General features: G+C 44.9%; 9 protein-coding genes. 6 read left to right on the forward strand and 3 right to left on the reverse strand.

The annotated features are described in order from the left end of the window. The first annotated feature begins 43 nt into the window (after positions 1-43). Positions 44-835: a hypothetical protein gene (locus JMX92_RS03315; protein ID WP_201543892.1), complete on the forward strand. Its 792-nt coding sequence runs from the start codon at positions 44-46 to the stop codon at positions 833-835. Here the strand turns inward: JMX92_RS03315 and murU are convergent. Continuing rightward, positions 810-1,550 (reverse strand): N-acetylmuramate alpha-1-phosphate uridylyltransferase MurU, encoded by a 741-nt coding sequence (murU, locus tag JMX92_RS03320; protein WP_227675246.1) that lies wholly within the window; start codon positions 1,548-1,550, stop codon positions 810-812. The genes JMX92_RS03315 and murU overlap by 26 nt on opposite strands. A 74-nt stretch (positions 1,551-1,624) precedes the next feature. Next, positions 1,625-2,779: an aminoglycoside phosphotransferase family protein gene (locus JMX92_RS03325; protein ID WP_201543896.1), complete on the reverse strand. Its 1,155-nt coding sequence runs from the start codon at positions 2,777-2,779 to the stop codon at positions 1,625-1,627. A gap of 142 nt (positions 2,780-2,921) precedes the next feature. Here JMX92_RS03325 and JMX92_RS03330 point away from each other — a divergent pair, with 142 nt between their 5' ends. From JMX92_RS03330 to JMX92_RS03340, 3 genes are all read left to right on the forward strand, one after another. Further along, positions 2,922-3,065, forward strand: a complete 144-nt coding sequence (locus tag JMX92_RS03330; protein WP_201543898.1) for a hypothetical protein — start codon at positions 2,922-2,924, stop codon at positions 3,063-3,065. A 102-nt stretch (positions 3,066-3,167) separates the two neighbouring features. Next, positions 3,168-6,566, forward strand: coding sequence for an LPS-assembly protein LptD (locus JMX92_RS03335; RefSeq protein WP_201543900.1), 3,399 nt, complete (start codon positions 3,168-3,170; stop codon positions 6,564-6,566). 125 nt (positions 6,567-6,691) lie between these two features. Then, entirely contained in the window at positions 6,692-8,176 is a 1,485-nt protein-coding gene (locus JMX92_RS03340) for a peptidylprolyl isomerase (RefSeq protein WP_150097901.1), read from the forward strand. Between the two features lie 175 nt (positions 8,177-8,351). On the opposite strand, the gene JMX92_RS03345 is transcribed toward JMX92_RS03340, so the two are convergent. Then, complete coding sequence (locus tag JMX92_RS03345; RefSeq protein WP_155587081.1) at positions 8,352-9,170, reverse strand: M23 family metallopeptidase; 819 nt, start codon at positions 9,168-9,170, stop codon at positions 8,352-8,354. A gap of 778 nt (positions 9,171-9,948) precedes the next feature. Here JMX92_RS03345 and JMX92_RS03350 point away from each other — a divergent pair. Both JMX92_RS03350 and JMX92_RS03355 read left to right on the forward strand, forming a co-directional pair. Then, a complete protein-coding gene (locus JMX92_RS03350; RefSeq protein ID WP_227675247.1) occupies positions 9,949-10,368 on the forward strand; it encodes an MCR_0457 family protein in 420 nt (139 codons plus the stop codon). Between the two features lie 645 nt (positions 10,369-11,013). Beyond that, positions 11,014-12,135, forward strand: coding sequence for a D-alanyl-D-alanine carboxypeptidase family protein (locus tag JMX92_RS03355; RefSeq protein ID WP_041773756.1), 1,122 nt, complete (start codon positions 11,014-11,016; stop codon positions 12,133-12,135). Positions 12,136-12,173 lie beyond the last annotated feature (38 nt).

Below are 12,173 nucleotides of genomic sequence, written 5' to 3' on the forward strand. Positions count from 1 at the left end.
TGCGGTAGAATAAACCCTCGCATAAACAAGGAATTTACCATTCATGTCCGCTAAAAATTTTGATAAGTTTAAAAAATGGCTGCCGGCTATTAGCTTGGCCGTTGTCATTCATCTGATACTCATTGCGGTGGTCATGAATAGCCAAAAACAAACTGTCATTACAGCAGATAACAGCTTAGTATCAACGCCTACAACCAATGTGGAGGCAGCTTTAGTTAATGACGATGAGCTATTAAATAACGCTGAGGTATTAACCACTTTAAGTGACACAAAAATTATTGAAAAGACCACACAGAGCACTGATAAGGCAGGCGATCAAGCACAGAATAAGCAAGCCGACCAAGATACGGACAGTGCTACGCAGCAATCTGGCGCAAGTCAAGGCAATAGCGCCTCTAATATTGACAAGGCGTCAAGCAATACAAACACAGACTCTACCAGCCCTGCGCTTCAAGCTGAAGCCAACAAAACCTCTCAAATAGATAACGCCAATACCAATACCAATACGACATATAGCAGTGCAAGCTCTGAGCCACCCTATCTAGAAAAAAATACCAGTAGCGCCAGCGATCAGCTGTTATTGTCTCGAGATTTGCCACAAGCAGAAGCCCATGGCTTGGCTGAGGAAAAAGGATTTAAGAGTACCGCTCAAGAAGTAGAGGCGCTCAATGACAAATTAGGCCGGATGGTCGATGAGGTAAAAGAACAAAAACTAAAAGAGATTGACGCGCAGCAACAGGCAAGCAAAGCTGCCTATCTTAGAGCCAGAAATATTCAGCTCAGTTCAACTGAGCAAAATCCAGCCGCGACTAAGGACGACCGGGGTGATGAGTAGTGCCTTGTATCTGTAGATTTTGATTGATATCGTCTAAGCGCTCCGCTGTGCCCACATCTACCCAATTGGCCTGCATCACCTCAGCAGTCACTTGAAATCCGAGCATGGCTTTTTTTAATAAAGGTGCTAATGCTGCCACCTGACCTTCAGCGATACCTTGTACCAAGGTCGGAGAAACCACACTGATACCCGCAAAGGTATACTTATCAGCACCTTCGACCGCGTGCTCGCCGGCCAACCCATTATTAATAGCAAAATCACCTTTAAGATTATGCACAGGGTTATCAATCATCAATAAGTGTGCGCGTTGATCGGCTGTCAACTGATACTCAGTCAGGCCAGATAAGTCATAATCGCTCCACACATCACCATTAATCAAGATAAAAGGCTCAGATCGTAACGCTCCCTCTCTTAGCGCTTTGGCGATACCGCCGGCTGTTTCTAAAGGCTCACCCTCTTCTACCGACCAGTGAATGGTGACCCCATATTGTTCACCATTGCCCAAAGCTGACATCAGCTTGTCTGACAACCAAGAGGTATTAATGGCAATATCAGTGATACCTGCCGCTTTTAGAGCCTTAATATGCCATACAATCAAAGGCTGACCACCCACCTCAACCAAGGGTTTAGGCGTGGTCAAGGTTAAAGGACGCAGCCGAGTGCCTTTACCTGCAGCCAAGATCATAGCTTGGGTAATATGAGGAGTTTGAGACATCTGCACAGTACTCATTGTGAACCTTATACTTGTGGGTAGTGTTAAAAGTGGCTTTTTTATTGCCGCAACTTGACTTATTTTTCACCAAACTTTTGCTTAAATTTAGGCGCGATATGTTGCTGTAGCCACGTGGCAAACGGCGCAACCATTTCTTGAATTTGAGCATCAGCATGTTGAGACAGCCAGTCAAGCTCAACGACTAAATCTTGCCAAACTTTAGGAATATCAGACAAATAACGCGTTTTGCCATCACGCTGAGCCAAACGAATAAAGATACCGAGCACTTTTAGATGGCGCTGTAAGCCCATCAAATTTACTTGTGCGGTAAAGTGGGTAAGCTCAGCGGCACAGGGCAATCCCATCTGCTGGCACTGCTGCCAATAATATTCAATCCAGCCCGCTACCTGCTCTTCGCTCCAATCCACATAGGCATCACGTACCAAAGACACCAAGTCATAAGCATAGCTACCAATTAAAGCATCTTGAAAGTCAATCACCCCAAGATTCTTGCTGTGATACTGATCTTGCATCAGGTTGCGGCTGTGATAGTCTCTGTGCACCACGACATTAGGATGCTGTAGTAACTGCTCAATCAGCCCATCTGTAAACTGCTGCCATAAAGCGTGTGTAGGCTCATCTAACGTCACCTCTATATAAGGTAAGAACCAGTCACTAAATAAAGTCATTTCACGCGCTAAAGTTGCCGCATCATAATCAGCCACGTTAAAGTCTTGTTTGGCCTTGGCCACATCCAAAGTCTGTAGCTGCAATAAGCTGTCAACAGCCCAGCGATACAGCTCGTCGATACGGCCTGTGTCCTGCTTTACTTTGGCCTCGGCAATCAAATGGGCAAATTCTGTACTGCCAAAATCTTGTAGCACCAAAAAGCCTTGCTCAATGTCTTGAGCCAGTAAGGTGGGCACGTTGATTTTTGGCGCCATTAATTTATCGATACGTACAAAGCTTTCGATAGACTCTAATTGCGGCGGTGCATCCATGACGATATAACTTGGATCAAGCTGCGCATCATTTTGAAAATCTTGCTCTTTTTGCTGCAAATACACTCTATGATAACGGCGAAAGCTGGCATCCCCTGGTAAGCTTTCGATGCGCAAGGTGTGCTGCGGAAACGCCGCTGCAATAAACTGACTCAACTGCTCGTAGCGCTTGGGGGTATGGTAAATCTCTGCCGCGTTAGCTTGAACGGGCTGGGGGGTGGTATTTGTCATAATTTAAGCGACTTTTATCTATATAGCTATAATAAAGGAACAGAAGGACGGCACAATACGCTGCCTTCTAACACGTCTTCACTGGTATTTTTTGGGACCTTGTGACTAGAATAATCAGTCAATGAGCCTGTGCTGATAATCAATGGCAAAATTTAAAGCATATAGTGTAGCTGATTTGCCTTTTTTTGACTATGATAAGATATTGCAAATTTATATCATCACTATAGCAGCGCAAGCCTATATAATAGCGACAGGTTTTGGTACATTACACCATAAACATGGTTAATGCTAAATTGATGTAAGATAGATTCTGCTGGCCTATTTGCAGCTTAGTAAATACCGGTTAGGCTAAAATATATTTTTTAACTCAATATAATAAGGTAATCTCTTGCTGTACTCGCAACTCTATAGCAGTATTTTGCGTGCTTGCCGTGATTTTTCACGCCGTCCGCATACGACCACCCGCTTAGCCTTCAGCTTACCGCTGTTGATTAGCGTGCCCAGTGCTTACGGTGCTATCATTAGCCCGCAGGCCCAGCCCGACTCGTCTGTACAATCGGTTAAAGCGGTGCCTACTGCCAGCGTATCTCAAGCGTCAACTTTTGTAGAAGTGGCGACTTTAACTGATGCCTCAACCAAAACTTACAAACGCCTAGATACGAAAACAGATACGACAACAGGCACTGCAGCTACCAAGCAAACCTCTGCAGCAGTCCGCCCTACCACTGTCAATAAAGCTGTAACAGAAGCTAGCGTAGATTTGCCAGCAGCTCCGCTTACTGCCGCAGCGAACAGTGCCAGTACTGAAGCTTTGCAAGCCGTGGGGCTTGAGAGTGAGCCGCAGCCTGCCTTTTTTAATAAAGCGCCACTGACCAATAAAGACTTTGTTGCCAAGCAAGCCAAGGCCAATCAAACCAAGGCCAATCAAGCGAGGGTGACCCAAAGCGCCAGCGCCAGTATCGCCAAGGTCAACTCCTCTGAAGATGACTACATTCAAGTAAAAAGCGCTGATGACGGTCTCCCTACTGCCACAAATAATTCTGCGCCTAAAACTAATCCTGTGCCCCAAGCTAACGCTGATCTACGGGCACCAACTGTCCCAAGCACCCCTGCTGGCGCTATCCCCAATAGTGCCAAGCAAAGCAGTGGCCAAGCTGCCATCAATAAAAATAAGCAAGCCTCCAGTATCGGTAAGCGGGTAGATGAATCAAAGAATCTGGCAGCAAGCTTCAAAGACGACAGCGTACAAAAAAGCTTAGAGCGTTTGGCGCAGTTTTATCAATTACAAGCAGAAGAGCTACGTGAGCGCGTCGAGCAAGGCCAAAGTGGCAGTGTTATTGAAGCACAGGCCATGGCACCCGTTGCTGCTCCGCAAATCTTCAACAGCCAATCTGACGGCGCTTCAGCGTATCGCTGTGAGGGCGTCTGGGTGACACCTAGTAGTGCTGGCGCCGATGCCAATTACCAACAGGCCATTCAAAGATCGCAGCAGCAAGATGGGCTGTCTTTAGCCAACGGCCTACCCTTATATGCTCAGTCCGATTATGCTTACTATGACAACACCACTTATGTGGAGCTGGCCGGTAACGTTGAGGTGATGCAAGATGGCAAGATGGTCAGCGCCGACCAACTCGCGCTTGACTTAAATACCGGTATCGCCGGTGCCAAAGGTGGGGTGTTATTAGCGGAATCAGGCCCAAGCAACCCCAAAAATCAGCCCACCAGTCTTGAAAAACTGGCCACCAATCAAGATGCAAATGCCACAGATGGTTCAGGCATGATAGTGGTGGCAGATGAGCTGGCTTATAACACCAATAACAGTGCGGCCACAGCCTATGATGTGGCTTTTGCCAGCGTACCCATGCAAGCACACGGCTATGCCAAGCGACTCAATAAGCCGGATAATACGCATTACGAGCTTGAAAAGGTGATGTTCTCAACCTGCCCGCCTGCCAACCGTAAGTGGCAGATTGAAGCACAAAACATTGATATCAACACCGAAACCGGCCGTGGTGAAGCTTATAACGCCACTTTCCGCTTAGGTAAAGTACCGGTGTTGTATCTGCCTTACTTTAACTTCCCAGTTGATGACAGACGCAGCAGCGGCGTATTAACCCCGAATGCCCGCATCGATAGCGACAGCGGCCTAAAGCTTAGTGTGCCCTATTACCTAAACTTAGCGCCAAATTATGATGCGACGGTTACCACCGACATTTACAGTAACCGTAACCCCATGTTAACCGGTGAATTTCGTTATCTTACCGAGGATTATGGTCAGGGTCAGCTGACCACCGCTTATATGCCCAAGGATAAAAAGTATGACGATGAAGACCGTACTGGCGTGTTTTATCAGCATCAATGGGCTTCAAAAACCATTCCTAGATTAACTGCTGATGCCGTCTACAGCTATGTATCTGACCCCGATTATCTCAATGACTTTGATGATTATGGTTTGGTAGAAAATCGTCTTAACCTGCCCAGACGTGGCCGTGTCAATTATTATGATGACTATATTAATGCGCAGCTCAAGGTAGAAACTTTTCAAAGCTTAGAAGCCACTGATGTCAACGGTAATATCATTCAAGACAAAGACAAGCCCTATTCTCGTCTGCCGCAATTGACAGTGGATTATCGCTTACCTACTTTGAATAATGCCTTAGATAAGTTTGTCATTACTGGCGTGCATGACTCCGCCTACTTCAAAAAATCGATTGATGACGGCTCAGAGAATGAAAAAAGTGGTGTGCGCGTTTATAACGAGATCAATGCCAGCTACCCGATCGAAAAAACTTGGGGTTATGTGACACCCAAGGTAAGCTTGCAGCACTTGTACGCCGCTTTTGATGAAGAAAGCCGCCTAGAGAACAACGTGTCTAAAGATGATAACGATCAATCTGCTTTTGTGCCTAAATTTAGTATAGATTCAGGTTTGAATTTTTATCAGGCAGGCTCCCCCTTTGGTTGGTTTGATAACACCATGGGCGGCTATCAGCTGCTAACCCCTCGGGTGAAATACAGCTACTCACCTTTTGAAGACCAAAGCGCTATTCCTAACTTTGATACTCGTTTTGCCTCAATTGATTATGATCAATTATTTGCAGACAGTTGGTTTTTAGGTCATGACCGTATCTCAGACAACAATAACGTCGCTGTGGGCCTAAATTATCGCTATATCGACTCGATGGGGGTTACCCGCTTCGACGGTGGTATTGGTGATCAGTTCTTTTTGAGTAAGCCAAAAGTCTTGCTAGATTCAGAGGACGCTGGCTATGACTCACACTCAACTGGGGTGGCATGGCGCTCAAGTGTACAGCCTTATCGCAACCTATGGTTTGACTTCAACGGCGCACTGGACTCAAATAACAACCTAAACTATATCGCCAGTCAGGTGCGTTATAACCCCACACCCAATAGTTTGGTGAATTTTGGGGTGATAGAACGCAAAGAAGATCGCCTCACCAACCAATCTGAGCTTTCTGCCTTAACGGCCGCTGCTATTGTGCCTATTAATGACAGCTGGCGCGTACTCGGCCAAGGTCAATACGACAGCCGTAACAACAAGTTTATCGATGCCACTTTAGGCTTAGATTATGAGGACTGCTGCTATGGATTTTCAATTTATGGCCGCAGTTACTATAATGATTTAAACTTAGATGACAAGCCGACACGCGCTATCATGGCTGAGTTTAGAATCAATGGCTTTGGCGATAGAAGCAGTCGATTAAGTAAGCACCTCAACGATAAAATACTTGGTTATGAGCCGGTAGACACACTTTGGAAAAAGTAATCTAATCGGTGACAAAAGCGAAACTTTTGTGCTTAAAATTAATGATATCCTAGTGCAACCCTTATTGATAGTTAATCCATCTTTTACAGTAAAATACCCATACTCAGGCTAAAAACAGGCTCCTTATGACAGTACTCACTACTTCGCGACTTGCAATTAAAAATGCTCGCAATATCACAGCAACTCCGGCGCATTCAGTGGCTCTAAAAAAGCTTACCCATACGTTAATGGTTTCGACCGTACTAGGTACGCTTGGCACCTTAAGCTTATCTGCGCAGGCGGCCGATGCTAAAACCGATACAACTGAGTCAAATACGGCTGCCATTGCTACCAGTACTGCCTCAGCCAACACCCCTGTCTCAGTCCGTGAAAGCACCAATGGCATGATTGCCCTGGTTAACGACACCCCTATTTTAAAAAGCCAGCTGGTTTCAGCGATGGCCACAGCGCAAGCCCGTATTCAAGCCAGTGGACAGCCTGCTCCCAGTGCACAGCGTCTACAAAATGATGTATTAAACAGTTTGATTTTACGCCAGTTGCAGCTAGATATGGTCAAAAGAGCAGGTATCCGTCCTGATGCCGATGTGGTTAACCAAAGCTTGGCCCGTTTTGCACAGTCTCAAGGTCTAACCTCCTTATCACAATTACAGCAAACACTAGATGCCAAACAGCCTGGCAGCTATGCAAGCTTGCGCGCTCAAGTCATTGAAGAGGAATCTTTAAAAGCCCTACAACAAAGCCAAGTTGCCAACCGTGTGCGTATCACTGAGCAAGACATTGATGCCTTTTTGGCCTCCCCAGAAGCTCAGCGGTTACAAAGCGCAGAGTACCGTACCATCCACATTCGAATTCCCTTTAGCGATGATTACAACCGCATTACCGAAAGCGAAAAACAAACGGCACTACAAATCGCTCAACAAGCCAAAAATTTATTAATGAATACAGATGATGCTCAGTCTGTCTTAGATGAGCTATCAGCAGGGATTGCCAAAAACTACGTAGCGCCAGTACAAGGCGGGGATATGGGCTATCATGAAGCCTCCGGCCTACCCACAGATATCGCCAAACAAATCACGCCATTAAATGTCGGTCAAGTGACTGAGCCACAGATCACCCCAGAAGGTATTGATGTGGTGAAGCTGGTCGACAAGCGCAATAATGACAACATGATTATTCCGCAGTGGAAAGTACGTCATATCTTAATCAAAACTGATGAACAAAACAGTGACGCGCTGGCAGAACAAAAAATCAATGACTTATACGAGCAGCTGCGCCATGATGCCGACTTCTCAGCGCTGGCCTCAACTTACTCAAATGACCCTGGCTCAGCCGGTCGTGGTGGGGACTTAGACTGGGTAGCTGAAGGTCAAATGGTGCCTGAATTTGAAGAGATGATGAAGCGCACCCCCAAAGGCGATTACTCCATTCCTTTCAAGTCGCAGTTCGGCTGGCATATTCTAAAAGTTGAGGATACGCGTGAAAAAGATGTGAGCGATACGGTCAAACGCAATCTTGCCCGTGAAGCTTTATATCAACGTTTAGCACCTCAGGCTCAAGAAGACTGGTTACAAGAGCTGCGTGCCAATGCCTACATTCAGATCTTTGACTAATGGGCATTGATGTGAGCTAATTTGGATGTAATTACCATGACATCCAAAGTAATCGGCCAATAAATAGCACAATAAAAAACACCCCACTGACTCTTGGGGTGTTTTTTTTGGGCTTATTATCCGTAAATAACATTAATTAGGTGCTGATGACATATAAAATGCCTAGCTACAGCTACTATAGCCCCAGTACTGCTCTTGGATCAATTGGTGTGCCATTTTCTCTAACTTGGAACTGCAAACCGACCTGATTGGTCTGGCCAGAATTCCCCATGGTAGCAATACGCTGGCCGGCTTGTACTTGATCACCCTCTTTTACCAGTAACTCATTATTATGAGCATACACTGTGATATAACGATCATCATGTCGAATCATAATAAGATTGCCATACTCAGGCAAGCCATTACCTGCATAGAGTACTTGACCGCCCTTACTGGCTAACACAGGGTCTCCTATACGGCCACTAAACCACATCCCCATATCGCCTGCTGTAGCATTGAAGTTTTTAACCACTGGGTTGCTACTTGGGTAGCCATAGCCTTTGGTTGAGGTAGCGGTTGCATTGTAGCTTGGAGTAGTTGGTGTAGTCACGGGTGCAGGCGTGTTATAGACTGGGGTATTGTTTCGAGTATTGGTCACCACAGGTGCTGCAGCACCACCTTCCCACAATTTTAACCACTGGCCAGCATAGATGGTGTATTTACTGTCTAAACGGTTTAAAGCCCCAATTTGACGATAATTTAGACCATAGCGCGCAGCAATATGACTGACCGTATCCCCTGATTTCACTTGATAGTAGTTGGGTACACCGCGCGCATTAACTTGAACGCTGGGGCCTGAAGCTTGATAGGTAGGCTTAGTAGCGCAGCCTGCTAACATCAATACGCTGCCCAACACTGCCACGGTTAGCCCTTTAAACTTAACTGAGCTTACTGCCGGTTTAACACTTAGTGATTGCGTGGTTTTTTGTGTGTCTATAAAAGTGGTATTAGACATGCCTGCCTCCCTATAAAATATTTACAATAGCAGCAGCAAGCGACAGCCATAAATTAGCCGACGCTTATCGCTGCGGACAACTAGAACAAGGTGTACAATACAAGCAAGTGCCTGCTCATTGTGACAAACACTAAGCCCACAGATGATGATTTAGATAGAGCATTACCCTATCATAACAACTGATTATATACCTAACTAATGAGTATCCTAATCACTTGATTGCTTATGTCAATATACCGGCAAAGGATATAACGATTCTTTACATAGCGTAAAGGCTAGGTTAGGGTTAGCGCTGTTAAATCTGCTACAATAAAGTAAGGCCTTATAGTAGGTCAGCTAAAAGGTGGGGAACATAAACCGACTCATAAAATCGCCTTGGTTAGCCTTGGGTAACTAGAAACTCCCATAATATAGTTGGCGAACTCATCAGCCACAGCTGAGTTATTACAGCCACTGGCGGTGCAGCAATACAAATTACGCTTTAAAAAAATACGGTCACACTTGTTAAACATCACCCCCCTTAAACCGTGTGATAATAGCTATAGATGATAGTCTTATGGCTGACGCCCCGTTGGTCATTAAAGCGATAACGTGATCAAAACTAAAACTATAAAATAGACCTATCAAAATAAACGTTAAGTGGCGCGCTAGATTTGACCCAATTGTTTTCAATGTTTACTTTATTCTACAATCAATTTTTGACACTTAAGTTGATACATATGCCTTATCACTTAATAAGATGATGATGAAGATTATGAAAAACCTAATGACCCAATGTTTGAGTGCTACCACTCTATCTAAGACATTAACCCATAGTGCACGCAAACTGATTTTCACCACGTTAATAGGCAGTGCTACTTTTTTTGCCTCAGCCCTTGTTCAAGCGGCTCAAACCACTATCCCTGTAGATTTAACCGGTGCTAATGCCACTAAGCATGAAATTGCCGTCTTACAAGTATTGTCTGAGGTGTGCCCGCCTATGTTAAATCGCCAGCAGCAAACTAACTTTCGTAGAACCTATAACAATCAATTAAAACAAATGCTGCCGTCTATTAAAAATCCAAAAGCAGCAATCCAATATTTATCTACGCAGCAAGATTACAAAGCCATTTTATCAAGTATGCGCGACTGGACATTGAGTTATTCACGTGATGAGAACTTAGCACTTTGTAAAGACTTGGCCAATACTCGCTTTTAGCCAATCACCTAAAATACATAGCCACATAACACTACATAGCACATAAAAAGGGGTCGATAAATTATCGGCCCTTTTTTATTTTTATATCCGCTTTATAAGATAATGAATCCAAAATTAGAGCACAGAGGCTCTAAAGATAATAAATCATAAAAACAACCTTGCTGCTATCCTAAGGGTTTTAATTTAAAGGTTATTTGCTAATTTATTTGTTTAACCCATTTGTGCAATTTGTTAATATACACTCTCGTTTGACCCCAAGCTTTAGTAATGGGCGCTGTTTTTGCAACGGCACTTAATTAATAAAGCATCTGTGGCCAAACCTAACGCTTTGATTCTTCTGTTATGTGGTATTTTTAACATAGTAAACCTTTACCTCCAATTTAGATTCATTCAGATGTAGTCAAAAGCCTCTGATACCACTATGCTAGCTCGCCTACTGTGCCTCTGCTTTAAAAAATAAGCCACACATCTTGCCTGCGTCTGCTATTGGTTCATTGACAGGCCTACTCTACCACTGAATAACCTATGACCAAATATGGTGTCTTAGATATGACTGCTCCTGTAACCCAGCTGTTACCTATATTAGATAAAGCTCAATCAGTAACCCGTTTATCAACGGCTAAATCTCTATTTTTAGGCTCTAGTATGCTGCTGCTATCTAGTGCCTCATTAGCAGCGACGGCTCCGGTACCCCCACCTGAAATGGACAACACCGCCTATATCTTGATGGACTATGATACGGGAGTCATTTTGGCAGAAAAAAATGCCGACCAGCCACTTCCTCCAGCGTCACTTACCAAAATGATGACCAGTCACATCATTGAAAAGAAGCTGATGTCGGGTGAAATGAAAGAGACTGACCCCGTATTAATGACAGAAAGCGCCTGGTGTCGCGGTACCAGCGATCAGTCTTGTATGTATGTGCCGGTCAATAAAAGCGCTCCGGCTATTGATATGCTACGCGGTATTATTATCCAGTCAGGTAACGATGCCTCAAAGGCTATGGCTGAGCATATTGCTGGTAGCGAAAGTGCGTTCGCTCAAATCATGAACGCAGAAGCCAAAGCCTTAGGCATGACCAACACCCATTTTGTCAACGCCACCGGTATGCCAGATGAAGGTCACAGAGCTTCTGCACGCGACTTGGCCATATTATCACGCGCTATTATCAAGCAAGGTGGTGATTACTATAAGCTTTACTCTGAAAAAGAGTTCACTTATAACAACATCACTCAAGGTAACCGTAACGCCCTATTGCGTACCGACCCCACTGTTGATGGCCTAAAAACGGGGCATACCGATGCTGCTGGCTACTGTTTAGCCGCGTCAAGTAAGCGTAATGACATGCGTCTAATTTCTGTCATTATGGGCAGCAAAAGCATGCAGGCACGTGCCGATCAGTCACGTGAATTATTAAACTGGGGCTTTGGTCACTTCGACACTAAAGTCGTTGCACCTGCCAATCAGTTTGTAGACTCAGTGCCTGTTTATTTTGGCAAGCAAGACTCAGTAAAAGCAGCCACTGGTGAAGCATTAAAAGTATTAATCGCTAAGACCCAGACGGATAAAATCAGCACTGTGGTAAACATCTCAGATAAAGTAGAGGCCCCCATCAAAAAAGGCCAAGAGATCGGCCGCATGATGGCAGTAGTAGATGGAAAGTCTGTGGCCTCTGTGCCTATCGTTGCCACTGAAGATGTGGAACAAGCTGGTATCTTTAAGCGTGCTTGGCAGCATGTGGTAAAATGGTTCAGCAACTTATTCTAACGCGAGATAGAGCGTAACGCACAAAAAAGGGGCGGTCT

The organism is Psychrobacter sp. H7-1 (assembly GCF_904846585.1).
GTDB classification, from domain to species: domain Bacteria; phylum Pseudomonadota; class Gammaproteobacteria; order Pseudomonadales; family Moraxellaceae; genus Psychrobacter; species Psychrobacter raelei.

What these genes read in the sequence shown, in the direction of transcription:
- JMX92_RS03315 (WP_201543892.1), top strand. Translation starts at nt 44, where the DNA reads ATGTCCGCTAAAAATTTTGATAAGTTTAAAAAATGGCTGCCGGCTATT.
- murU (WP_227675246.1), bottom strand. Translation starts at nt 1,550, where the DNA reads ATGTCTCAAACTCCTCATATTACCCAAGCTATGATCTTGGCTGCAGGT.
- JMX92_RS03325 (WP_201543896.1), bottom strand. Translation starts at nt 2,779, where the DNA reads ATGACAAATACCACCCCCCAGCCCGTTCAAGCTAACGCGGCAGAGATT.
- JMX92_RS03330 (WP_201543898.1), top strand. Translation starts at nt 2,922, where the DNA reads ATGGCAAAATTTAAAGCATATAGTGTAGCTGATTTGCCTTTTTTTGAC.
- JMX92_RS03340 (WP_150097901.1), top strand. Translation starts at nt 6,692, where the DNA reads ATGACAGTACTCACTACTTCGCGACTTGCAATTAAAAATGCTCGCAAT.
- JMX92_RS03345 (WP_155587081.1), bottom strand. Translation starts at nt 9,170, where the DNA reads ATGTCTAATACCACTTTTATAGACACACAAAAAACCACGCAATCACTA.
- JMX92_RS03355 (WP_041773756.1), top strand. Translation starts at nt 11,014, where the DNA reads ATGCTGCTGCTATCTAGTGCCTCATTAGCAGCGACGGCTCCGGTACCC.